The 23,250-nt window shown below is 73.0% G+C and carries 20 protein-coding genes and 3 pseudogenes; 14 read left to right on the forward strand and 9 right to left on the reverse strand.

Annotation, left to right across the window (positions count from 1 at the left end; genetic code table 11):
- Positions 1-140: 140 nt before the first annotated feature.
- Positions 141-416: a hypothetical protein gene (locus tag ACFY15_RS30085; protein ID WP_390826412.1), complete on the reverse strand. Its 276-nt coding sequence runs from the start codon at positions 414-416 to the stop codon at positions 141-143.
- A gap of 424 nt (positions 417-840) precedes the next feature.
- Here ACFY15_RS30085 and ACFY15_RS30090 point away from each other — a divergent pair, with 424 nt between their 5' ends.
- The 3 genes from ACFY15_RS30090 to ACFY15_RS30100 all read left to right on the forward strand — a co-directional run bounded on the left by ACFY15_RS30090 (position 841) and on the right by ACFY15_RS30100 (position 4,960).
- Complete coding sequence (locus ACFY15_RS30090) at positions 841-2,778, forward strand: amino acid transporter (RefSeq protein ID WP_390690012.1); 1,938 nt, start codon at positions 841-843, stop codon at positions 2,776-2,778.
- A 91-nt stretch (positions 2,779-2,869) separates the two neighbouring features.
- Complete coding sequence (locus ACFY15_RS30095; RefSeq protein ID WP_390826413.1) at positions 2,870-4,339, forward strand: aminotransferase class I/II-fold pyridoxal phosphate-dependent enzyme; 1,470 nt, start codon at positions 2,870-2,872, stop codon at positions 4,337-4,339.
- 60 nt (positions 4,340-4,399) lie between these two features.
- On the forward strand, positions 4,400-4,960 hold the full coding sequence (locus ACFY15_RS30100) for a SixA phosphatase family protein (RefSeq protein WP_390826414.1): 561 nt from the start codon (positions 4,400-4,402) through the stop codon (positions 4,958-4,960).
- A 26-nt stretch (positions 4,961-4,986) separates the two neighbouring features.
- Here the strand turns inward: ACFY15_RS30100 and ACFY15_RS30105 are convergent.
- Positions 4,987-5,169: pseudogene (locus tag ACFY15_RS30105) on the reverse strand (SDR family oxidoreductase); the annotation flags it as partial.
- Positions 5,170-5,573: 404 nt separating this feature from the next.
- Between ACFY15_RS30105 and ACFY15_RS30110 the strand changes: the two are divergent.
- A complete protein-coding gene (locus ACFY15_RS30110; RefSeq protein WP_390690127.1) occupies positions 5,574-6,128 on the forward strand; it encodes a cysteine hydrolase family protein in 555 nt (184 codons plus the stop codon).
- On the opposite strand, the pseudogene ACFY15_RS30115 reads toward ACFY15_RS30110, so the two are convergent.
- The 3 genes and pseudogenes from ACFY15_RS30115 to ACFY15_RS30125 form a co-directional block, all read right to left on the reverse strand.
- Positions 6,120-7,519: pseudogene (locus tag ACFY15_RS30115) on the reverse strand (molybdopterin oxidoreductase family protein); the annotation flags it as partial. The gene ACFY15_RS30110 and the pseudogene ACFY15_RS30115 overlap by 9 nt on opposite strands.
- A 291-nt stretch (positions 7,520-7,810) precedes the next feature.
- Positions 7,811-8,287, reverse strand: coding sequence for a hemerythrin domain-containing protein (locus ACFY15_RS30120; protein WP_390826415.1), 477 nt, complete (start codon positions 8,285-8,287; stop codon positions 7,811-7,813).
- A 196-nt stretch (positions 8,288-8,483) separates the two neighbouring features.
- On the reverse strand, positions 8,484-9,896 hold the full coding sequence (locus tag ACFY15_RS30125; RefSeq protein ID WP_390826416.1) for an aminopeptidase P family protein: 1,413 nt from the start codon (positions 9,894-9,896) through the stop codon (positions 8,484-8,486).
- 148 nt (positions 9,897-10,044) lie between these two features.
- Between ACFY15_RS30125 and ACFY15_RS30130 the strand changes: the two genes are divergently transcribed.
- From ACFY15_RS30130 to ACFY15_RS30140, 3 genes are all read left to right on the forward strand, one after another.
- The gene (locus ACFY15_RS30130) at positions 10,045-11,028 is read left to right on the forward strand and encodes a LuxR family transcriptional regulator (RefSeq protein ID WP_390690017.1); all 984 of its coding nucleotides are present in this window, start codon (positions 10,045-10,047) and stop codon (positions 11,026-11,028) included.
- A gap of 264 nt (positions 11,029-11,292) precedes the next feature.
- Entirely contained in the window at positions 11,293-11,505 is a 213-nt protein-coding gene (locus tag ACFY15_RS30135; RefSeq protein WP_390826417.1) for a hypothetical protein, read from the forward strand.
- Between the two features lie 101 nt (positions 11,506-11,606).
- The gene (locus tag ACFY15_RS30140) at positions 11,607-13,196 is read left to right on the forward strand and encodes a PP2C family protein-serine/threonine phosphatase (protein WP_390826418.1); all 1,590 of its coding nucleotides are present in this window, start codon (positions 11,607-11,609) and stop codon (positions 13,194-13,196) included.
- A gap of 12 nt (positions 13,197-13,208) precedes the next feature.
- On the opposite strand, the gene ACFY15_RS30145 is transcribed toward ACFY15_RS30140, so the two are convergent.
- Genes ACFY15_RS30145 through ACFY15_RS30155 form a run of 3 tightly spaced genes read right to left on the reverse strand, consistent with a single transcriptional unit; the run spans position 13,209 to position 16,362 of the window.
- Complete coding sequence (locus tag ACFY15_RS30145) at positions 13,209-13,649, reverse strand: STAS domain-containing protein (protein WP_390826419.1); 441 nt, start codon at positions 13,647-13,649, stop codon at positions 13,209-13,211.
- A complete protein-coding gene (locus ACFY15_RS30150; RefSeq protein ID WP_390826420.1) occupies positions 13,646-14,776 on the reverse strand; it encodes a B12-binding domain-containing protein in 1,131 nt (376 codons plus the stop codon). Before ACFY15_RS30150 ends, ACFY15_RS30145 begins: the two co-directional genes overlap by 4 nt.
- A complete protein-coding gene (locus ACFY15_RS30155) occupies positions 14,773-16,362 on the reverse strand; it encodes a PP2C family protein-serine/threonine phosphatase (protein ID WP_390826450.1) in 1,590 nt (529 codons plus the stop codon). Before ACFY15_RS30155 ends, ACFY15_RS30150 begins: the two co-directional genes overlap by 4 nt.
- Positions 16,363-16,671: 309 nt before the next feature.
- Here ACFY15_RS30155 and ACFY15_RS30160 point away from each other — a divergent pair, with 309 nt between their 5' ends.
- Together ACFY15_RS30160 and ACFY15_RS30165 are read left to right on the forward strand one after the other, a co-directional pair.
- Entirely contained in the window at positions 16,672-17,019 is a 348-nt protein-coding gene (locus ACFY15_RS30160) for an STAS domain-containing protein (RefSeq protein ID WP_390826421.1), read from the forward strand.
- Between the two features lie 67 nt (positions 17,020-17,086).
- Complete coding sequence (locus ACFY15_RS30165) at positions 17,087-17,521, forward strand: ATP-binding protein (protein WP_390826422.1); 435 nt, start codon at positions 17,087-17,089, stop codon at positions 17,519-17,521.
- Between the two features lie 44 nt (positions 17,522-17,565).
- Here the strand turns inward: ACFY15_RS30165 and ACFY15_RS30170 are convergent, their stop codons facing one another.
- On the reverse strand, positions 17,566-18,066 hold the full coding sequence (locus ACFY15_RS30170; RefSeq protein ID WP_390826423.1) for a MarR family winged helix-turn-helix transcriptional regulator: 501 nt from the start codon (positions 18,064-18,066) through the stop codon (positions 17,566-17,568).
- 101 nt (positions 18,067-18,167) lie between these two features.
- Here ACFY15_RS30170 and ACFY15_RS30175 point away from each other — a divergent pair, with 101 nt between their 5' ends.
- From ACFY15_RS30175 to ACFY15_RS30195, 5 genes and pseudogenes are all read left to right on the forward strand, one after another.
- The gene (locus tag ACFY15_RS30175) at positions 18,168-19,391 is read left to right on the forward strand and encodes a PP2C family protein-serine/threonine phosphatase (RefSeq protein WP_390690024.1); all 1,224 of its coding nucleotides are present in this window, start codon (positions 18,168-18,170) and stop codon (positions 19,389-19,391) included.
- 41 nt (positions 19,392-19,432) lie between these two features.
- Positions 19,433-19,918 (forward strand): annotated as a pseudogene (locus tag ACFY15_RS30180) (MarR family winged helix-turn-helix transcriptional regulator); the annotation flags it as partial.
- Between the two features lie 167 nt (positions 19,919-20,085).
- On the forward strand, positions 20,086-20,391 hold the full coding sequence (locus ACFY15_RS30185; protein WP_390826424.1) for an STAS domain-containing protein: 306 nt from the start codon (positions 20,086-20,088) through the stop codon (positions 20,389-20,391).
- Between the two features lie 89 nt (positions 20,392-20,480).
- Positions 20,481-22,220, forward strand: a complete 1,740-nt coding sequence (locus ACFY15_RS30190; protein ID WP_390826425.1) for a diacylglycerol kinase family protein — start codon at positions 20,481-20,483, stop codon at positions 22,218-22,220.
- 41 nt (positions 22,221-22,261) lie between these two features.
- The gene (locus ACFY15_RS30195) at positions 22,262-23,242 is read left to right on the forward strand and encodes a YihY/virulence factor BrkB family protein (RefSeq protein ID WP_390826426.1); all 981 of its coding nucleotides are present in this window, start codon (positions 22,262-22,264) and stop codon (positions 23,240-23,242) included.
- Positions 23,243-23,250: the final 8 nt, after the last annotated feature.

A 23,250-nucleotide genomic window follows, 5' to 3' on the forward strand; every position in this document is an offset into this window, starting at 1 on the left:
ATCGGCCAGATGGCCGATGACGAGATAACCGTGTCTTCATCCCGCCGTTAAGACGCCTTGACGGGGTCCATACGGGCTCGGCGGAACTCTTGACGCCACCCTGACGGGAAGCACCGGGGGAGGGCCGGCCGGGGGCCCGGTCAGACCCGGTGGGAGAGCCCGGCCGTGTCGAGCGCGGCGCCTGCCTGGGCGGCCAGCGCGACGGCCACCAGACGGTCCCGTTCCGGGGGCAGCGGGCCGGGGTGGGGATCCAGGAGGAAGCGGCCGTAGTAGTGTCCGCCGCCGACGACCCGCAGCTCGGTCTCGCCGTCCGGCCACTCGGCATACTCCGTCACCCGGCCCGGGCGGCGCAGCCACACGCTGCCGTCGTGCTTGTGGCAGCCGGGCGTCGAACTGATCGAGCTTGCCTCGGACATCCGAGCGCTCGGACGGCCCCTGTCGGCGTACGTACGGAAGCCGGCGCAGACCCACCAGGACGCGCAGGTGACCGTCCTGATCCCGGAGACCGAACCCGCCCGCCTCCGCCCACGGCCCGCTGCGCCGCAACCTCGGCGTCTACGGCCTGGGCGGGCTCGTCCTGCCGTTCGTCGGGATCAAGCTCATCGACCTTCTGGTCTCCCTCATCCCCGGCCTGGGCTGAGTCCCGGGTGATCCTCTCTACCATGCTCTGCCCCCAGGGGGAGGGAGTTCCCTAGGCCACCGGAAGGAAGGGCGTTAAGAGCGCGTCAGGATTCCGTCAGACGAGGCTATAGACGTATTGGCTGCGTTCTCGCTGCGTACGCTGGCCCAGCCGTCGACTCCGATGGCTGAATCCACACCGTACGACAGGAGCGCCCGACCATGGCCACCCCTGCCCGCTCCTCGCGCCTGCGCGCGTGGATGCTGGAAGGCCTGACCGCCCAGACCAGTTCCCCCGCCGCCAAGGAAGCGGCGGCCCAGCCGCACGGCCGGCCGTGGTGGCGGGTCATGTGCCTGACGGGACTGGACTACTTCTCCACCCTCGGCTACCAGCCCGGCATCGCCTTCCTCGCAGCCGGTCTGCTGTCGCCGCTGGCGACCATCGTGCTCGTGCTGCTGACCCTCTTCGGCGCGCTGCCCGTCTACCGGCGCGTGGCCGAGGAGAGCCCGCACGGCGAGGGCTCCATCGCCATGCTGGAGAAGCTGCTCTCCTTCTGGAAGGGAAAGCTGTTCGTCCTGACCCTTCTGGGGTTCGCGGCGACGGACTTCCTGATCACCATCACCCTGTCGGCCGCCGACGCGACCGCGCACATGGTGGAGAACCCGCACCTGACCAGCACCCTGCAGGGCCACGAGGTACTGATCACCCTGATCCTGATCGCGCTGCTCGGCGGCGTCTTCCTCAAGGGGTTCAGCGAGGCCATCGGCGTCGCCGTGGTCCTGGTGGCCACCTACCTCGGCCTGAACGTCATCGTGGTGGCGGTCGGGCTGTGGCACGTGTTCGCGGAGCCGCAGGTCATCACCGACTGGACGACCGCGCTGACCGCCGAGCACGGCAACCCCTTCATGATGATCGCCATCGCGCTCGTCGTGTTCCCCAAGCTCGCCCTGGGCCTGTCCGGCTTCGAGACCGGTGTGGCGGTCATGCCGCACGTCCACGGCGACCCCACGGACACCGAGGAGAAGCCCGCCGGGCGGATCCGCGGAGCGAAGAAGCTGCTGACCACGGCGGCCGTGATCATGAGCATCTTCCTGATCTGCTCCAGCCTCATCACCACGCTGCTGATCCCGGCCGCCCAGTTCCAGCCGGGCGGCGAGGCCAACGGCCGAGCCCTGGCCTACCTGGCCCACGAGTACCTCGGCACCGCCTTCGGCACGGTCTATGACATCTCGACGATCTGCATCCTGTGGTTCGCGGGCGCCTCCGCCATGGCCGGTCTGCTCAACCTGATGCCGCGCTACCTGCCCCGCTACGGCATGGCCCCGCAATGGGCCCGCGCCCTGCGCCCCATGGTCATCGTCTTCACCCTGATCGCCTTCCTGGTGACCTGGATCTTCAACGCCGACGTCGACGCCCAGGGCGGCGCCTACGCCACCGGTGTCCTGGTCCTGATCACCTCTGCGGCCGTCGCCGTGACCATCGCCGCCCGCCGGGCCGGGGAGCGCGGCTGGACCATCGGCTTCGGCATCATCTCGGCCGTCTTCATCTACACCACCGCGATCAACGTCGCCGAGCGCCCCGACGGCGTGAAGATCGGCGCCTGCTTCATCGGCGGCATCATGGCGCTCTCGCTCCTCTCGCGCCTCGCCCGCGTCTTCGAGCTGCGCGTCACGCACATCGAGTTCGACGACATGGCGGAACGGTTCATCCGCGACACCGCCAACCGGACGATCCGGTTCATCGCCAACGAGCCGGACAGCCGGGACCTTGAGGAGTACCGGCAGAAGAAGGCGCAGATCCGCGCGGACAACGACATCCCGGCCGAGGACGACGTCATGTTCGTCGAGGTCACCGTCCTGGACGCCTCCGAATTCGAATCCGGGATGCGCGTGCGCGGCGAAGTCCTCCACGACCGCTACCGCGTCCTGACCCTGGAGAGCTCCAGCATCCCCAACGCGCTGGCCGCCCTCCTGCTCCACGTCCGCGACGAGACGGGCCAACGGCCCCACATCTACTTCGAGTGGACCGAGGGCAACCCGATGGCCAACTTCTTCCGGTTCTTCCTCTTCGGCCAGGGCGAGGTCGCCCCCGTCACCCGCGAGGTCATCCGCGAGGCCGAACCGGACCGCTCCCGCCGTCCGCACGTGCACGCCGGCTGACGGGCGACGTCAGCAAGCCGACAGGACTCCCGTCGGCACACCCGGGTCCTGCGAGCGTTTTCGCACACGTGCGGTGGGCAGGCGCGAAGGTATGGATCAGTCGCGGACACCCGTACTGGATGCCCTGGCCGCCTACCACGAAACCGGCCAGACGCCGTTCACCCCGCCGGGACACAAGCAGGGAAGAGGGGCGGATCCCCGGGTGCGTGCCGTGCTCGGTGACGCCGTGTTCCACTCGGACGTCCTGGCCACGAGCGGCCTGGACGACCGCAGCTCCTCCCGGGGGATCGTCGAGGAGGCGCAGGCGCTCATGGCCGAGGCCGTCGGCGCCGACCACGCCTTCTTCTCCACCTGCGGCAGCTCGCTGTCCGTGAAGTCCGCGATGCTCTCGGTCGCCGGGCCACACGAGGAGCTGGTGGTCGGACGGGACGCGCACAAGGCAGTGGTCTCAGGGCTGGTCCTGTCCGGCATCCGCCCCGTCTGGGCCGACCCGCAGTGGGACGCCCGACGCCACCTGGCCCACCCGCCGTCCCCCGAGGCGTTCGACGAAGCGCTGGCCAGGCATCCCGGCGCCCGCGGCGCGCTCGTCACCACCCCGACTCCCTACGGGACCTGCTCGGACCTGGTGGCCATCGCCGAGGTCTGCCATCGCCGCGGCGTCCCCCTCATCGTCGACGAGGCATGGGGCGCCCACCTTCCCTTCCACCCCGACCTGCCGACCTGGGCCATGGACGCCGGCGCCGACGTGTGCGTCACCTCGGTGCACAAGATGGGCTCCGGACTCGAACAGAGCTCGGTCTTCCACCTCCAGGGCGACCTGGTGGCCCCCGAAGTACTGAAGGGCCGTGAAGACCTCCTGGGCACCACCAGCCCCTCCGTCCTCGTGTACGCCGCCCTCGACGGCTGGCGCCGTCAGATGGTCGAGCACGGCAAGACCCTCTACGACGACGCGCTCACCCTCACCGGCCGGGTCCGCGACCGGATCTCCCGGATCGACGGCATGCACGTCCACGACCGCGCCGACTTCTGCGGCCCCGGCAAGGCCTCCGACCTGGACCCGCTCCAGATCATCATCGACGTCAGCGCCCTGCAGATCACCGGATACCGGGCCGCCGACTGGCTGCGCGCGAACCACCGCGTCAACCTCCACGTCTGCGACCACCGCCGTATCAGCGCCCAGCTCACCCACGCCGACGACGACCACACCGCCGGCATCCTGCTTGCGGCCCTGACCGACTTCGCAGCCCACGCGCCCGGACTGCGGACCGGACAGCCCGTGCACGTCCCGTCGCCCCTCGAACTCCGCCTGGAACAGGTGGCGCTGCCCCGCGACGCGTTCTTCGGACGCACCGAACAAGTCCCGTGGGCACATGCCGACGGGCGCATCGCCGCTGAGATGCTCACTCCCTACCCGCCCGGCATCCCCGCCGCGCTGCCCGGTGAACGGCTGACCGCCGAGGTCCTGCGCTACCTGCGCACCGGTGTCGAGGCCGGCATGGTCGTGCCCGATGCCGTCGACACGGACGTGACCAGCGTCAGGGTCCTGCGCGAGCGGCCCTGAACCGCCCGCCCCCACTCAGCCGCCGGGCGAGGTGCCGTGGGTACTCGGAAGGAGACGGCCATGTCCCCAAATTCCGGCCTCCAGTCGGCGTCCTCGGCCCCCGACAGGGCGGCCGTGTGCCGGTTGCTGCTGGTGAGGCACGCGAAAGCGGTGCCGAAGCACCGGCCGTACGACGACATCGATCGTCCTTTGAGCAAGCGCGGAAGGGCCGAGGCGCCTCTGACGGGCCGCTGGCTCGCGGACTCCGGTTTCGAGCCGGATCTGGTGCTGTGCTCGCCGGCCCGCAGGACGAGGCAGACATGGCAGCTCGCGGTCCCCGCCCTGGAGGACCCGCCGCCCGCCCTGTACGACGAGCGGCTCTACAACGCGGTACCGAGTGTGCTGGTCAGCGCACTGACGGAGCGGGCACGGGGCCTCGGCTCCCTGGTACTGGTCGGCCACAATCCGGGCATCCACGACCTGGCGGTCGGCCTCTGCCGGAGCGGCCCTCCGGAGCTGCTGGAGCGGCTGAAGGAAGGATTCCCGACCTCGGGCGTCGTGGTGGTGGACGTGCCCGGCGGCGGGCAGCAGCTGTCTCCGGGCAGCGGGACGCTGACGGCCTTCTGGTCACCGCGCGACTGACCCGGCCGTTCGGCTCGTCCGGGACCCACCGCCCTGTCGACCAGGGCGGTGCACTCGCCTTCGTGCCGGATGTCGCACGCGACCGCTACGGCGGTGCGGTCGGCCCGGCGGATCAGGCGGGCGGTCTCGGCGGCCTCCTCGGGCAGGTGGGTGAACACGACGTCCGCGCCCTCCCGCGCGAAGGCGACGCAGACGGCACGCCGTATACCCCCTGCTGCGGTGCGGCGCTAGTCTTCGCCCCGGACGATGTTCCAATCCGGCGCGGTGGGTGTCTCCTCGCCTTCGGCACCGTCGGACCGCGTCTGACGCACGATGGCGGGACGGCACGTCCGGATGCCTTCGTCGGGTGAAACACGGCTCGTGACCGGCTGGGTCGCTGCCTGGGCCTCCATGGCCAACATCCCCTTGAGGGTCTATGTCGCACATATGCGCGCTTTTCTACCTTCAGGATATAGCGCGTACCCGGGGAGCCGGCAGCAACGCCCGTCGCCCCGGCCGCGGCAGTGCGCCCCGGCCCCGCATCGCCTGGCACGGCCGAGTGGACCGGGCGATCGATGGAGCGATTGCCGCCGGACGGCGCGGGCAGGTGCCCGGCGTGGCGGGAGGCGACGACATGGCCCGGACGGCACTCATCGTGATCGACATGCTGAACACCTACGAGCACGAGGACGCCGAGGTGCTCGTGCGGTCCGTTCGTGAAGCCCTTCCGGGCGTCGGAGCACTCCTCGAACGGGCGCGTCACGCCGACGCGCCCGTCGTCTACGTGAACGACAACTTCGGCCGCTGGCGCTCCCACCACGGCGAGATCCTCGAAGCGGCCCTCGCCGGCCGGTACGCGGGCCTGGTCGAACCGATCGCGCCCGACGAGGACGCCCTCTTCGTCGTGAAGGCACGGCACTCGGCCTTCTTCGAAACGCCCCTGGCCTACTTGCTGAGCCAGCTCCGCGTCCAACGGGTGGTGCTGTGCGGACAGGTGACCGAGCAGTGCGTGCTCTACTCGGCTCTGGACGCCCACATCCGGCATCTCGACGTCGTCGTGGCCCTCGACGCGGTCGCCCACATCGACGCCGGCCTCGCCGAGGCGGCCCTGCGCATGATGGAACGCAACATGGCGGCCGAGCTCCGCCCGAGCGGCGAGATCGCCTTCGAGGACGCCCCGTCAGGCTGACGGCGACCGTCCCGCGGCCCCGCCCGGGCCGTCGGCCCGTTCGACGAGGGCCAGGGCGGCTGTGGCGGTTTTGAACTGCGGCTGCTTGGAGACGGGATCCCAGAGCGTGGCGATCACCTCGTTCGCGGCACGCCCCGGGACACCCGGGGCCGGAGCCCTGCCGGCCGGGGTGTCCCAGTACCCGTAGTGGAAGGGTACGAACAGGACACCCGGACGGACGGCACCGACGCGCAACCGTCCACGCAGCATGCCGCGCTGCGTGGTGACGTCGACGAGGTCGCCTTCCGCCAGCCCGAGGCGGGTCGCGTCCTCGTCCGCGATCTGCACCCATACGTCCGGTGCGGCGCCGGCGAGTTGGGGCACCCGCCCCGTCTTCGTGCGGGTGTGGAAGTGGTAGAGAGTGCGTCCGGTGGTCAGTTGGAAGGGGTGGTCCTCGTCCGGCCACTCCTCAGGCGGGACGTAGGGGGCGGCCTTGATGAGCGCCTTCCCCTCCGGGTTCACCGACCGGTACCACTCCTCGCCCAGCGGTTCGCCCGTCACCAGGTCCTTGCCGTACGTCTCGCACAGGTCCGGGTGTGCCCAGGCCACGCCGTCGCCGTACAGGCGGTCCGTGCCGGCCGGAGCCTGTGCGGTGCAAGGCCACTGGATGCCGCTCGGGCCGCGGAGCGTGTCGTAGGTCAGGCCCGTGTAGTCGCAGGGGCGTCCGGCACTGCACCGCTTCCACGCCTCGAAGGCCTCCTCGGGGCTGACCTCGACGCCCGCGGCGGTCGCCTGGTTGGCCTGGTAGAACCCCTGCAGCACGGTCGACAGCAGCCGGTCGGCGCTGCAGAGCAGCTCGGCGGCCTCCTCGATCGCGGCCGCCGGCACGTCGCAGATCCCGGCGGCCCGGCGAGCCGTGCACGGCTCGACCCGCTCACGCAGAGCCTCGAACCCGACCGTGTGCCGGGCGATGTACCCGGGGTCGGTCCAGCCGTGCCGGATGACCTCGTGCAGCAGGGCGTTGAGCAGTGCCACGTTGGTCCCGAGCCGGGGCGCCAGATGCACACTCGCCCGCCGCGCCACCGGGTGAGCCGGGGGTCGACGCACAGCAGCCGGGGCGGCTCGTCACCGTCCGGCCGGTCCAGGATCCGCATCCACTGGACCACCTGCGTCTCGGCGATGTTGTGCCCGAAGAGGGCGATCGCATCGGCGTGGTCGATGTCCTCGTACGAGCCGGGCTGCCCGTCGCTGCCGAACGACTCCTTCAGAGCTTCCCCCGCCGTGGCCGTGCACAGCCGGGTGTTGCCGTCCAGATGAGGGGTGCCGATGCCGCCACGGGCCAGGACGGCAAGCGTGTAGTACTCCTCCAGGAAGAGCTGCCCGGAGGTGTAGAACGCGACCGCCTCCGGCCCGTGCCGACGCCCCGCCGGCTGCGACCGGCACGTTCTGCTTCGCGAGGGCAGGGCCGCAGTCCTCCTCGGCTGCTGCTTCCCGGCGGGTCCGGGGTGCCAGAAGGGAGCAGGCCCGCGCGTAGCGGGAGCTGCCCAGCGCGTTCTCGAAGGCGAGCGCCGCGGAGACGGCGTCGTCCTCGCGCGGTCCGGGCGCCCCGCACCCACCCGCCGCGACGACGGCCAGGGCCACGGCCAGCGTCTCACCTGCCCGGCGCACCCGCCGCCCCCTGCGTGGGCGCCCTGCCCCGGTGGTCATCCGGATGCCGCGCTGGGGACCTTCAGCGGATCGCGCGGGGCCTGCCCCTTGGCCTCTTCCAGCTGCATGCCGAGGTCGACGAGGCGGTTGCGGCCCATGGCCTTGCGCACGTCGGGGAACCAGTCCTGCTCCTCCTCCTCGACATGATGGCGCACCTGTTCCATCAGCACGGTCATCTTGGCCTTGAACCGCTCGTCGGAGGCGTCCATGGTCCTCAGCTCGGAGAGCATCCACACCACCGCGTGGTGCTCCTCGACGCTCTCCAGGACATGGTCCTTGGTGTCGGGGGCGGCCTCGCGGGCGGCCGGGTAGAAGTACTGCTCCTCGATCCAGGCGTGGACGGTGAGCTCCTCGATCACCTCGTCCGCGATCCGGCGACGCTCGGTGGTGTCCTCGTCGTCGGTCTTCTCGAACTGCTTGAACAGCCTCTCGACGGTCTTATGGTCTTCGCGCAGCAGCACGATGGCATCCACAGGACTTTCCTTCCGCCGGCCCGCAGGGCACGACCACGGTCGAATCGACGGTGGTCCCGCTCGAGGACTTCCCCCTGCGGCGCGTCCGGTCCCGCATCACGGTGCACAGTCACCCTTCCCGGGTACCGCCGCCCGCGATCCGTCGGCAGTGCCGGGGCGGCCCGGGCCGACGGCGCCCGCCCCGGCCTCCCGCCGCTCAGCCCGCCACGCGGGCCATCCACGCCTCGACCTCGTCCGCCGAGCGCGGCAGGCCCGCGGACAGGTTCTCGTGGCCGTCGGCGGTCACCAGCAGGTCGTCCTCGATCCGGACGCCGATGCCGCGCCACTCCTCGGGGACCGTGAGGTCGTCCGGCTGGAAGTACAGGCCCGGCTCCACCGTGAGCACCATGCCCGGCTCCAGCACCCCCTCGACGTACTCCTCGGTGCGGGCCTGGGCGCAGTCGTGGACGTCCAGGCCGAGCATGTGGCCGGTGCCGGCCATGGTGAAACGGCGCTGCAGTCCGAGCTCGTACGCACGGTCCGCCGGACCTTCGACGAAGCCCCACTCGACGAGCTTCTCCGCCAGGTACCGCTGCGCCGCCACGTGGAAGTCGCGGTACGCGGCCCCCGGCTTCACGGCGGCGATGCCCGCCTCCTGAGCTTCGTACACCGCGTCGTAGACCGTGCGCTGCACGGGCGTGAACGTGCCGCTGACGGGCAGGGTGCGGGTGACGTCGGCGGTGTAGAGGGTGCGGGTCTCCACGCCGGCGTCCAACAGGAGGAGGTCGCCGGGCCGTACCGGGCCGTCGTTGTCGGTCCAGTGCATGATCGTGGCGTGGTCGCCCGCGGCGCAGATCGAGCCGTATCCGACGGAGTTGCCCTCCAGCCGTGCCCGGCGGAAGAAGGTGCCCTCGATCCACCGTTCGGAGGAGGCGATCGCCCGCGAGAGCTCGCCGACGCAGTCGGTGAATCCGCGCACGGTGGAGTCCACCGCCTTGCGCATCTCGCCGATCTCCCATTCGTCCTTGACGAGGCGGAGCCCGCTCAGGGCCTCCTCCAGCTCGGCGTCGCGTCCGGCGTCGGTGGTGACCGCGGCTTCCAGCTCCGGGTCGACGCCGCGGACGATGCGCGTGGGCACGTCGGTCGCGGCGGCCAGGTCGCCCACCGCCGCGCGGACGTCGCGACAGGCCAGCCCGAGCACCCGCTCCGACTCGGCGAGGGAGCGGCGACGGCCCATCCACAGCTCGGCGGTGTAGCCCAGCCAGAACTCGTCGGTGTCACGCTTGTCGCGCGGCAGCAGGTAGCAGTACGCGTCGTGTTCGCCGTCCGGCCGGGGTTCGAGGACGAGCGCGCCGTCGCGGGCCTGGTCCCCGGTCATGTGGACGTAGCCCGAGTACGGGCGGAACGGGTACAGGTCGTCGTTCGAGCGGGGCTTGAGGTTGCCGGACGGCACCACCAGCCGCTCACCGGGGAAGCGGGCGGAGAGGGCGGCTCGGCGGAGTGCCGCGTACGGAGCCTGCTCGTCGACCGCGAGGTCGTGCCGTTCGGTGTCCGCCCAGCCCGTCTTCATCAGAGCGGACAGCTCGTCGGAGATCTCCGTGTAGAGGCCGTTCTTGCGAGCGTTCGCCACGTCGTGCACCTTCTTCCGGACGGTTTCGGCTGCCGGGAGACCCCGGCGATGCCCGGACGGTACTGCGGCGGCGCGCCCTCCGGAGGCCCTGTCGTGCCAGTGGCACTGATCGGTCACCCCTGTCCCGTGGTCGTCGATAATGCGGTGCATGGCGAACGCGAAACTGGACGAGGCCCTGCGGATGCTGGGGGTCGGCCCCGCGGCGGGTCGCGTGTACCTGTCCCTTCTGGACCTGGCTCCCGCACCGCTCTCCGAGCTGCGGCGGGCGGCCGGGCTGGAGGGCGGCGAGTTCGCCGCGGCCTACGGTGAGCTGGTCGACGCCGGGCTGGCCGGCGCGGCCGACGAGGGCGCGGACGTGGTGGCGCCGGTCCCTCCCGCCGCCGGCCTGGAGATCCTCGCCAGGCGGCGTGCGGCCGAGCTGGACGCGTCCCGCATCACCGTGGGCGGCGCGTTCGAGTCCTTCCGCCGGCGGCGGCTCACGGCCCGCGACGACAACCTCGTCGAAGTCGTCACCGGTGACGCCGTCGGCCCGAGGCTCCGCCAGGCCTGGGCCAGCGCCCGCGAGCAGATCCGCCAGCTCGAATCGCCGCCCTACTTCCCGCAGACCGAAGCCCTCGACGACGCGCTGGCCACCCTCGCCCGCGGAGTGACGCAGCGGGTCGTCTACTCGAAGGCGTCACTGGAGACGCCCGGGCGGCTGGAGACGGCCATCGAGCCGTGCATCGAGGCGGGAGAGCAGGCCAGGGTGGCGCCGACGGTGCCGGTCAAGCTGCTGGTCATCGACGAGGCGTACGCGCTGGTGTCCCTGTCGATCAGGGAGGCCGACGTGCACAACACGACGCTCGTGGTCCAGCCGTGCGGCCTGCTCTCGGCCCTGGTCGCCCTGTTCGAGCAGACCTGGCAGCAAGCCCTGCCCTTCCACGGCCGCGCCACCCGCCCGGCCGGCCTGCAGCCGGCCGACCGCCGGCTGCTCCGCCTCCTCGCCGGTGGCGCGGGCGACGAGGTCATCGCCCGCGAACTGGGCGTCAGCCGTCGCACCTTCTTCCGCCGGCTCCAGATCCTCATGGCCCGCCTGGGCGCCGAGAACCGCTTCCAGATGGCCCTCCAGGCCCAGCGCAACGGCTGGCTGTGAGCCACGGCGCCGGGCCGGACGACCGCACCCGGTCCCGCAGCGGCGTGATCGTTCAGTTCCCGTCCAGGGCCGCCGCAGAGGCGGAGCGCGGCCTCCTCCCGCAGTGATGCCCGGGCCTGCGCGCTCACCTCTCGGCGGGCACGCGGTGGTCACCAGGGGGGACGGGCCGCTGGGCGGCAGATGCGGCAGCGGCCGGTGAGCCTGCGGTTTGCCGCAGAGTCTGCGGGCTCGACCACGAGGCCCGGCGCGCAGGAAGGTGGTGTCATGGCCGGACACCCAGTGGTCGTCTACCCGCCCAACGACAGCGGCGGCCGCCGCGTGCGCATCGACGCGATCATCTCCGGCACCGCCTACAGCGACCGTGACCTGGTCGAATTCCTCCGCCGGGCCGGGGCCCAGGAGCCCGAGGCACTGGCCGACTCCCCGCTCATCGAATGGCGCGGCGGTCACCCTCACGACTACGACGCACACGGGTAGTGCCGTCGTCGTCAAACGGCGGAATTCAGGGCTCGTGGCGAGGCGGGGGAACGTGTGGCCGGTGTGGGCTTGCGGTGCTGCCGCCGTGGCATCCTCGCTGTATGACGGACCACGAGGGGCCGGGAGCGCCGGAGACTGGCGCCGGCCCGGCGGCAGACGGAGACGGCCTGGTCGAGACGGTGGTCCAGGAGGTCCTGGCAGGGCTTTCGGGTTCGGTGGTCTTCCTCCGGCCGCAGTACGGGGCCGAGGGTGAGGTGGCGGACTTCCGGCTCGTGGCCGCTTCGCCCGAGGCGGTCGACATCGGCGGGCGCCGCGGCCGCGCCCTTCTGGGGCTGAGCGTCCAGCGGACGTATCCGGGCATCGACGCCACCGACCTGTGGCGCGGCTACCTGGGAGTGCTGGAGACGGGAGCCGCCTACGAGGGACAGCTCGAGTACGAGGAGAGCACCGCCGGCGTCCCGCACCGCTCCCGGTACGGCGTGCGCGTGGTGCGGTGCCGGAACGGGCTGATCGTCTCCTGGAGCCGCCTGGACGCCGGCGAGCGCGAGCAGCGCCGGCTGGCGCTCATGCAGCGTTCGGGCCGCATGGGCTGGGTGGACCGTGACCTGGTCCGGGGGGAGATCACCTGGTCCGACGAGGTGTACGCGATCTTCGAAAGGGACCGGTCGCAGGGGCCGATGACGCTGGAGGAACTCGCCACCCACGCCGAGCCCGAGGACCGTGCCGCGGTGCAGGACGCGGTCGGGCGCCTGCTGAGGACCGGGGACCCGATGGACCGTACGTTCCGCGTCCGTCTTCCCGGTCACGGGGTCCGCCACGTGCGGGTGGTCGCCGACACCGAGACGGACGTACAGGGCCGGCCCGTCCAGGTCCACGGCTTCTTCCAGGACCTCACCGCGGCCGAGCACGCCGCACAGCAGCTGCGGGAACAGCAGCAGGAGGCGCTGGCCCAGCAGAGCCTGCTGACCGCCGAACGCGACCTCGCCGCCCGCCTCCGGCACACCCTGCTGCCGGTGCCCCGCCGGCAGTTGGACCTGGCGGGCCTCACCGTCGAAGTCGCCTACCGGCCCCTGCAGGAAGGTCTCGATCTGGGCGGCGACTGGTACAGCGCCATCGAGCTGCCCGACGGCAGTGCCCTGTTCGTCGTCGGCGACGTCGCCGGCCACGGGCTGGACGCGGTCGCCACCATGGCCCTGCTGCGCTTCACCGCCAAGGGCATGGCCCTCACGGGCACCCCCCTGCCCACCGTCCTGGGCAACCTGAACACCCTGCTGCTGCACACCCCGGAGCGGAGCGGCACCACGGCCACCATGATCATGGCCGTGTACCGGCCGGCCGACTCCCGCCTCACCTGGGTGTGCGCCGGCCACCCACCGCCCCTTCTCGTGCGTGACGGCCGGGCGCGCTTCCTGCCCTCCACGTCCGGCATTCTGCTGGGCGCCGACGAGGGAGCCCACTACGAGGTCTCCACCGTCGACCTGCTGCCCGGCGACCACCTGCTCCTCTACACCGACGGCCTGGTCGAAAGGCCGGGCGAGTCCATCGACGAGGGCCTGGCCCGCCTGGCCGCCACAGCCGCGGCCCACGTCGGCACGCCGCGGTTCCTGGACTCGATCGTGCGGGCGCTGGTCGCCCCGCAGGCCCGTCGCGACGACATCTGCGCCCTGCACATCAGCTCCGCAGGCCAGTGATGCGGCAGAGGCTCAGGTACGCGGCTCCGCAACGCCGGAGGGAGTGGGGGGCCGGTGCTCGTCCGCCGGAGCGCTGCGCGGGCTGCCGCATCCGGTGCCGCGCAGGGCCTGTCCGCCCGTACCGGGTGCCGTGAGGTACTCCAGCGTGCCGGTGAGCTCCAGGAGACGGTCCAGCTGTACGGTCCGCGCGTCGAGGTGAAGCCCCGCGCCCGCCGTGCCGGTGCGTCGCCTGACCATCAGCAGCGCCGCCAGGCCGCTGGAGTCGACGGCCGTCAGCCCGCCGCAGTCCAGCCGCAGGTCCCGCAGCCCGGGACGCGCGGTGAGCAACTGGTCCACGGCGTCGACGAGGAGGTCGGCGTGCAGGTGGTCGAGGTCGCCGCTCAGCTCGACCCGCACCGTGTCGTGCGAGGCGGAGTACGTCAGGCCGAGCGGGGCGGAGGGCAGGCTCGTCATTCAGCGGTCCCGGCAGTGGCGAGAGCAGTGGTGAGGGGGATGCGGGTCAGGCGGGCGGCTCCGGCCCGCAGGGTGGCGGTGGCGCGGGGGAAGTCCTGCAGTTCCCGTTCCAGGAGCTCCAGGGCGGGCAGCAGTGAGGCGGCGGGAACCCCGCGGGCGTCCAGGACTCCGGCGGTCCACACCAGGAAGCCGCAGAAGAGGTCCTCGTCACCGGTGTAGAGAGCGGCGGCGAGGAACTCGACGATGTGGGAGAGGTCCTCGGCCGTGCGCTCGCGCTGGACCTCGGTGTAGGTGCGCACCGCCGGGTAGGCGTTCGCCAGTTTCCCGAACACGGAGCCGACCAGCCGCGGACGGCTGCGGGCCACCAGCGTGTACTCCTGGTCCTTGAGGTGGGGCAGGTCCTCGACGGCCTGGTGGCCGGGCCGGACCCGCGGCAGTGGGCCGCAGGCCAGCTCGTCGGCGGCGGCCCGGGCGTCGGGTGCCCAGCCGTCCGCGCCCAGCAGGCGGGCGTACCGGCCCCCGGGGCCGAAGGCCGCCCCGCCCACGATGACGGGGGTCCCGACGGCCTGGCAGGCGGTGATCGTGGCGTGCGCGGCGGGCAGCCGCGTCGCGAGGGAGCCGGAGAGGGCGACGGCGTCCGGCCCGGTCCGGTGCAGGTGTGCGACGAGGTGCGGGGCGGTGACCTGCGCCCCGAGGTAGTCGACGTGCCAGCCCCTGAGGCGCAGTACCTCGGCCAGGAGCCGGGCGGGCAGCGCGTGCCATTCGCCGTCCACGCAGGCCACCACCACCCGGCCGCGCGTCGGCGCCGGGTGCACCGAGGGGTGCAGGGCGACGGCCGTGACGGCCCGGTCGTTGATGGCGGTGGCGGCGTGCTCCTGGGCGACCGTGATGCGGTTGGCCGCCCACTCCCGGCCCACCCGTCCCTGGACGGAGGCGATGACGTCGAGCAGGAGGGCCTCGGCGCCCACGCCCTCGTCCAGCGCGCGGACCACCGTGCCGATCGTGGCGGCCTCGTCGAAGGCCATCACCGACTCCCACACCCGCGCACGGAGTTCGCCCGATGCCGATGCGGATGCCGCCGTGGTGGCAGGGGCCGGCGCCGGTGCCGTGGTGTCGTACGGGCTCACGCGGTGAACCTTCCGCGGGTGTGGCCGTCCACGGCGCTGAGGTGGTTGGTGCGCGGCGCCGAGATGACCACGACGGCCATGTCGTCGTGGCGCCCCGACCCCACCCACTGGGAGGTGAGCATCTGCACGTGCTCCACCACCGCCTCGGCGGGCATCGCCGCGCACTGCGACAGGGCGCGGCGCAGCCGCTCCTCCCCGAACATCACACCGCCCATGGGCCCTCCCCGCGCCTCGCTGATTCCGTCGGTGTACAGCACGCAGGTGTCCCCGGGGGAGAGTGTCACGCGGGCGGTCTGCGTGGTGATCTCGGGCAGCGCACCCACCAGGGTGCCTTTGGTGGGGGCCTCCTCCACCCGGCCGTCGGAGCGCAGGATCAGAGGCGCGGGGTGTCCGGCGCTCGTGAGGCGCAGCCGCACGGTGTTGCCGTCCCGGGCCGCGGAGGCGAGCACCATGGTGGCGAAGCGGGCGTTCTCGGAGTTCAGCAGCGAGGTGTTGAGCAGACTGAGCATCCGGTGGTGGTCGTCGGCCATCGGCAGGAGGGCGTGCAGCGTGTTGCGGATCTTGCCGGTCATCACCGCGGCTTCCAGCCCCTTGCCGCACACGTCTCCGAGGACGACGAAGGAGGGCGCGCCCTCGTCGGTGGCGGGGTGGACGTCGTAGAAGTCGCCGCCGACCCGCTCGTGGTCCTTCGACGGCCGGTAGCCGCCGGCGTAGTACTCCACCCCGGAGACCTGGTGCAGCGACGGGGGCAGGAGCGCGCGCATCAGGGTGTCGGTGATCGACGCCTGCTCCGCGTAGAGCCGGGCGGCCGACATCGCGGCGCCGGCGCGAGCGGCGAACAGGCGCGCGAACACCTCCTCGCCCTCCGTGAACGCGCCGGCGCCGTCGCCGCGCAGCAGCACCAGGGCGCCCGCGGGCACACCGTGCCCGGGCAGGGGTGTGATGACGATCGACCCCAGGGCGCCGAGGCCGTCCGGGACCAGCCAGGCCGGCGCGGCCGACGGGTCGAGCCAGCGGGAGGGGACGGGCGGGAAACCCTGGAGCGCCTCGGCGAGCCCGGGCACGTCCCCGGGGTCGACGGCGGCACGGGACACGGACGGGCTTCCGCCCCGGACGCACGAGACGACGGGAAGCCGGCGGCCCTGCACGGGGGCGATCACCAGGGCCGCGTCGGCGAGGTGGTCGGCCGCCATCTGCGCCGTGACGTCCATGCAGCGGCCGAGGTTCAGGGACGACAGCAGGAGATTGGAGGAGCGGACCAGGAACTCGGTGCGTCTGCGTTCCGTCCGCAGGGCTTCGCGGGCCAGGCGGTGGTCGGTGTCGTCGACCAGCCACCACACGACCGTGCCGTCGTCACGGGGTGTCGGGTGCGCCTCGTAGGAGCGGTCGCCGACCCACCCCTGGACGATGCCGGCATCGGCCGGCGGGCGCTGCGCGGGGAGGGGGGTGGTGCAGCGCGCGTGCGCCGCCACGAGCCAGCCGGGGACCGTGTCCGCCATCGGCGAGCCCGGGCGGGCGTCCGGGAACACCAGCCCCGCCGCTTCGTTGGCGTGGACCACGAGCGCATCCGCGTCGGCCACCAGCACCGGGTAGGGGGCCTGGCTCCACGGCCGGGCCGTGGCGGGCGGGTTCGACGTCGTCTCGGTGGAAGGAACCAAACGTTGAAGGCCCGCTGCGCGGACCCCTCACCTCTTCATCGCGTTCATCACGGCGGAAAGACCTCGGAATAACAGTTGTCCTGCGGCAACCATCCTCCATGGGCAGCACACCTCGCAACCGGGCCCCGGGTGGACGGGGTGTCGAGGGTTCATTCCCGGGAGGGACGAGGGAGCGGGGATGCGTGCCGGGCGGATGCCCGGTATCCCGTACCGCACACGATGGAGGAGAATGGTCCGGTGACCGGAGGGGAAGCGGTCGTCACCACGACCGCAGAACGCGATGCGACCGTCATCAGCCTGCACGGCGAAGTCGACGAGGACGATGCGCCGTTGCTGGCCCGTGCTCTCGCGCAGGCGTCGGAGGGCGGCCCGCCGCGCACCGTCGTGGACCTGTCGGGTACCCCCTTCGTGGACTCCTCCGTGCTGCACGCGCTGCTCGCCGCGCAGCGGGCCCATGAGGCCGCCGGCTCCGTGTTCGTCCTCGCCGGCCCCCTGCACACCGCCGTCCGGAGGCTGTTGGACGTCACAGGAGCGGCACCGGCGTTCCGTATGGCCGACAGCCTGGCGACCGCGATGACATGCTGACCGCCATCCGGCGTGCCCGAACGGGGCGTCACGGTACGATCCGTACGGGCATGGGCAGGCGATGAGCATGAACCACCCACCCCCGCCGTCCCAGGCCCCCCAGGGCTCGCAGCGGCACCGCGAGGAGGCGGCCGGTGACGGGCACGCCGTACCGCCCGGGTCCGCGGCCGCGGCCCGTGACCACGTCCGCGAACTGCTGCTGCTCGCAGGTGTCAGCCTTGACGGCGTCCCCGCCGCGGACGCGCTGCTCGTCACCTCGGAGCTGGTCACCAACGCGATCCGGCACGGCCACGGAGTCACCGCCTTCCGGGCCGACATAGAGGACGGCGTCCTGCGCCTGTCGATCGCCGACGCCAACCCCCGCCTGCCCACGGCCCGTACGGGGACGGTCGACCACCCCGGCGGCTACGGCTGGCCCCTCGTCCAGCGTCTGGCGGACCGCGTCGACTGCAGCACCCGTGCCGACGGCAAGACCATCACGACGGTGCTCCGTCTGAGCTGATCCGGCCCCGCGGGGGCACGCCGCCGGGTGGGGTGCCGGCCGGTTCAGGCCGTCCTGGTGGTGAAGGACTCCGGGGCCGGAAGCCGCAGCGGCTTCGCCACCGCGGCGCAGAAGGCCGCGAGCCCCGTCGCCAGGGCCGCCCGGGACGCCTCCGGTATTTCGGCCATCGCCTCGGCCAGCACCTCCTGCCTGCGGGTGCGCAGCCGTTGGAGGTACGTCAGGCCCGAGGGGGTCAGCCGGAGCAGCACCTCCCGGCGGTCGTCGGCCCCGGGGTGCCGTTCGAGGAAGCCCACGGCCTGCAGACGGTCGCAGAGCCGGGTGACGGACGGCGGGGCCGCCTCCAGCAGTCTGCCGAGCTCGCGCAGGTTCAGCCGGCCGTTCGCCTCGACGAGGAACAGCACCCGGGCTTGCGCCGAGGAGACGGGCGGGGCACTGGCGGTGTCCCGGCCCCGCTCCCAGACCACCTCCAGCAGCTCGATCAGCTCGCTCATCTCCGCCACGGCCGGGGCGGTGGGCCCGGCGGCGTCGGTCGACCGCTGACTCATGTGACACTCCCTACCGGACGTACGCGCGGCCCTTCCTCGGTGGACCGGCGGCTTCGTCGTCCCCCATCTTGGCAGTTGCGAGAGAGACAGGAACGGGGCCGGTGACCGAAGTCGTACGCGCAGAGGGCGTCGGGGGCGGCGGTGGCGTCGAGCGCGTGCTGCGCGGCGCCGCCCCGCACGAGGTGTTCGAGGAGGTCCGGGGCCTCCTGGTCCGGGACCACGGGGCGGCCGGTGCCGACCTGCTGATGGCCGACTACGCCTCGGCACGGCTCCAGCCCGTCACCGCCCGGCCCTTCACCGCCGATTCCGTGTCGGCGTACAACGGCGCCGAGGGCCGTGCCTTCGGCGCCCAGGAGCCGCACGTGGTCCCCGGGGCGAGCGGGACCACCGTGCACCTGCCGGTGACCGTGCGCGGTGACCGGCTCGGGGTCCTGAGCGTCCGCTTTCCGGCCGGCGTCTCGGTCGGTGAACTCCTCGACCCGCTGCAGGACGTGGCCGACGCGCTGGCCCACGAGATCCTCGTCGCCGACCGCGACACCGACTTCTTCCTCCAGGCGCGCCGGGCCAGGAGACTCACCCTGGCGGCGGAGATGCAGTGGCAGCTGCTGCCGGGGCGTTCCTGTTCCCGGCCGGAGTACGACCTCGGGGCGCAGCTGGAGCCCGCGTACGCGATCTTCGGCGACAGCTTCGACTGGTCGGCCTCCGCCGACCACCTGACGCTGACCGTCAACAACGGCATGGGCGAGGGCGTCGAGGCGGCGCTGCTGACCAGTCTCGCCGTCAGCGCCCTGCGCAACGCCCGGCGGGCCGGCCTCGGCCTCGCCGATCAGGCGGCCCTGGCGGACCTGGCGGACCAGGCCCTGTACGGCCACTACCAGGGGCGGCAGCACCTGTCGATGCTGCTGCTCCGCTTCGACCTGGACACGGGCGAGGTCGAGGCCATCGACGCCGGATCGCCCCGGCTCTGGCGGCTGCGCGGGGGCGCGGTGGAGCCGCTCGACCTGGAGGCGCAGCTGCCGCTCGGCATGTTCGAGGACACCGTCTACACCTGTCAGCGCTTCAGGGTCCTGCCGGGGGACCGGCTGGTTCTCCTGAGCGACGGCGTCTACGACGTGCTCTCCCCGGCCGGTGAACCGTACGGCCTGCACGCGCTGACCAGAGCCGTCCTGAACACGCGGCTGCTGCCGCCCTCGCAGGTGCCGCGGGCGCTCCTGGAAGAGCTGCCGGGGTACCGGGGCGGTGGGGACGCCGCCGATGACGCGATGGCCGTCTGTCTCGACTGGCACGGCAGGCCCGGCGCGGTGCCCGAAGGCGACGGGCGGTAGCGTCGCGGGCCGACCGTGCCGGACGGTGGCACAGTGGGGGCATGCCCGGCCCCGGCCGCTCCGGCGCGCACGAGGATCCGGCCGCGGTCCTGGCCGCCGCGGCGGACCTCCTCGCGGTGCTGCACGCCCGGGGGCAGGACGGTGTGACACCGGCGGTGTCGCCGTCGCAGCTGCGGGCGCTGCTCGCCGTCGAGGGCGCCGAGGGCGTCAACCTGCGGGCCCTGGGCGATGTGCTCGGATCCCGTCCGCCGTCGGTCACCCGGCTCTGCGACCGGTTGGAGGCCATGGGGCTGCTCACCCGCTCACCCCACCCGCTCCGGCGGCGCGAGGTGGAGGTGCGGCTCACGCCCCGGGGGCGGGCGCTCCTGGACGAGCGGCGGGCGATCCGGCTGCGGGATCTGTCGGCGCTGCTCGGGCGGATGGCGCCCGAGGCGGTGGACGCGCTGGTGGCGGGCCTGACGGCGTTCCGGGAGGCGGCGGCCGGCCTCTCCCCAGGAGGCCGCCCGGACCAGGCGGGACCGGTTCGCCGCGCCCGCCATCGCCTCCGTGGAGAACGGCACCGCCCCGCCCCCCGCCCAGGACAGCAAGGACCGCTTCGACGGGGTCCGCCGACACGGGGAGAGCGGACGCGAGCAGCATGGACACGCACAACGACGGGACACGCGGCCGCGTCGGGACCCGCTGCGACGGGGAGGTGCGCATCGTCGTGATGGCGGGGGAGTTCGACATGGACAACGTGGCCGATCTGCGGACGGCGATGGATCCCGCGGCGCCCGGTGTCGCCCGGTTCGTCCTGGACGTGGCCGAGGTGACGTTCATCGACTCGACCGCGCTCAGCATCATGCTGCAAGCCGCCCTGGACCACCCGGTGGTCCTGGCGGGCACCGTGCCGCGCCGGCCGGCCCGGCTGCTGGAGATCACCAGTGCCGAACTGGCCTTCGCCACCGCGCCCAGTGTGGCCGAGGGCAAGGCCGTGACCGTGCCGCCCCGGCGGGGCTGAGCCGTACCGTCGGCCCCGACCGGCTCCGGCCGCCCGAGGAGCCGGAGCAGGACACGCATGGACGGCCCGCCTCGGGTTACACGCCGTCAATGAGACCCGGACACAGCGCTCCTCCACCACCTTGCCGACTGCCCGTCCTCGGGCTGCTGCCCGTACAGGCCGTCCTCATGGCCGGCCTGGGGCTGATCATCACCGGGCCGCTGGCGGACCGGTGGCCGGTGGCGGCGGAAGACGGCGTCGACCGCAGCCTGGCCGCGCACCGAGGCGGCCCCGCGCTCCTCCTGTCGGAGTGGCTGTCCCAACTGGCCGGCACGCCGAGCATCACGGCCCTGACCGCCCTCGCCGCCGCCGCGGTGCTGGCGGTCTCGCGCGGGCGGTGGCTGCGGGAGGCCCTGTTCCTGGCCGGCGCCGTCGCCGCGCAGTCCGCGGTCTTCCTCCTGGTCACCCTCATCGTGGAGCGGCCGCGTCCTCACGTGCTCCACCTGGACGCCGCGCCGCCGACGTCCAGCTTCCCCTCCGGCCACGTCGGCGCGGCGACGGCCCTGTTCGGAGGCCTCGCCGTACTCGTGGCGCTCCGCCTGCGCCCCGCTCGGCGGTGGGTGCGGCCGGCCCTGGTCACCCTCCTGCTCGCGGTCCCGGTTCTTGTGGCGTGCTCCCGGGTCTACCGGGGCATGCACCACCCGTCGGACGTCGTCGGCGGCCTGCTCAACGGCGCCTGCGCCCTGCTCGTCCTGGCACACGCGCTGTTGCCGCCCGCGCGGTGCCGTCCCCTCGCACGGACCGCGCTCGGCGCCGTCACCGCCCACCGGGTACCCGGCGGGCCGCCGGACGACCCCGCCTCCTGCGGCGCCGGAGCAGGCCGACGGGCCGTGGTGGTGCGCCACCCGCACGGCTGCGCGAGCGAACTGGCCGAGCGCGTCCGGGAGGTCCTGCGCCGGCACGGCTACGCCGACCAGGTGTGGACGGAGACATCCGCCGAGCACCCGGCCGGCGCGCTCGCAGGGCGGATCGACGAGGACGACACCGCCCTGGTCGTCGCCTGCGGCGGAGACGGCACCGTCCGCGCCTGCGCCGACGTGCTGGCCCACACCGGGATCCCGCTCGCGGTGGTTCCCTGCGGCACCGGAAACCTGCTCGCGCACAACCTGCGGCTGCCCGCGGACCCTTGCGCGGCGCTGGAGGCGGCCTTCTCCGGCGAGACCACCCGCATCGACGTGGGCCGGGTCAGCGGCGACGGCTCGCCGCCCGTCCGGTTCACGGTCATGGCGGGTGCCGGCTTCGACGCCGCCATGGTCGCCGACGCGTCCGAGCGGGTGAAGCGGCGCCTCGGCCGGGGGGCGTACGCGCTGTCCGCCGCCCGCCACCTCGGGGACCCCCGCATGCGCCTGTCCATCCGGCTCGACCTGGGCCCCGTACAGGAGCGCCGCGCCCGCATGGTCGTCATCGGCAACGTCGGCACCCTCCAGGGCGGACTCCCGCTGCTGCCCGACCCGCGCGGCGTACGCGGCTGGCTCGCTGCGGCGGGGCACCTCGGGGCGCGTATGCTGCCCGGGCGGCCCGCGCCCGGCCGCGACGGCACGGTGGCCGGCGGCGCGCTGGAGTACTTCAGCGCCGAACGCGTCGACCTCCGCTTCGCCCGGCCCCAGCCGCGCGAGCTCGACGGCGACGTCATCGGCACCGGCACCCGGTTGAGCGCGGAGGTGGACCCCGGCGCACTGCTGATCTGGATCCCCCCGCGCACCCCGCACGCCCCGGGGGAGCGGGGGCGCACGGAACCGGCCGGTGAAGCGGGCCGGGCCGGACAGGCCGCGCACACCGTCGGCGCCTGAACCGGACCGCCGGGTACACGACTTCGACAGGGGTGACGGGCATGGGAACCGCGACACGCGTACCGCAGCGCCGGGACGTGGCGGCATGGCAGGCCGAACGCGCGGTGGAGGGTGAGGAGCTGTCCGCCGAGGAGGCGGTGGCCGCGCTGCGGCGCCACGGTGGCTGGAGCCTCGTACGGGACTCCTTCATCCGCTTCCGGTACGCCGACGGCTTCAGCCACTCCAGGGCCCTGGCCCTCCAGACGGTGCTGGCCGTCGTCCCGCTGGCCATCGCCTTCATCGGGCTGTCCGGCGCACTCCACACGGAGTCCGTCGGCCGGATAGCGGAACTGACGATCCGGCAGCTGGCGAGCGGGCCGAGCCGGGACGTGGTGGACGCCGCCCTGGCCCAGAGCCGGCACCGGCCCGGCGACGGCAGCCAGGCCGCGCTCTGGTTCGGCCTGCTGTTCTCCGTCGTGAACGTGACCACCGCCCTGTGCCAGGTGGAGCGGGGCGTCAACCGCATCTACGGAACGGAGCGCGACCGCCCGTTCCTGCCCAAGTACACCCGCGGGCTCGTCATGTCCGTGCTGGCCGGCCTGCCCCTCGGGCTCAGCTTCTCCGGCACCGTCCTCGGCGCCCATCTGAGCCGTGCCGTGGTTGAGGTGTACCACCTCGAGCCCAGCACCGCCCGTGCCTGGGACCTGCTGCGCTGGCCCGTCGGTGTGGTGCTGGCCCTCCTCGCCACCAGCGCGGTCTTCCGCCTCTCTCCGCGCCGCACCCAGCCCGGTTACACCTGGCTGGCCTTCGGCGCTACGGTCTACCTGGCGCTGTGGCTGCTGGCGACGTGGGGGCTGAGCCTCTACGTGGGTGCGGGCGGGTCTTTCACCACCGTGTACGGGCCCCTCAGCGCGTTCGTGGCCCTGCTGCTGTGGTCCTACCTGACCTCGACGGCCCTGTTCCTGGGCCTGGCCTTCGCCGCCCAACTGGAGGCCGTACGGGCCGGGGTGACCGAACCGGCCACCCCGGACCCCGGAGTCTGAGACCACGG

This window comes from Streptomyces sp. NPDC001373, from assembly GCF_042895815.1.
Taxonomy (GTDB): Bacteria; Actinomycetota; Actinomycetes; order Streptomycetales; family Streptomycetaceae; genus Streptomyces.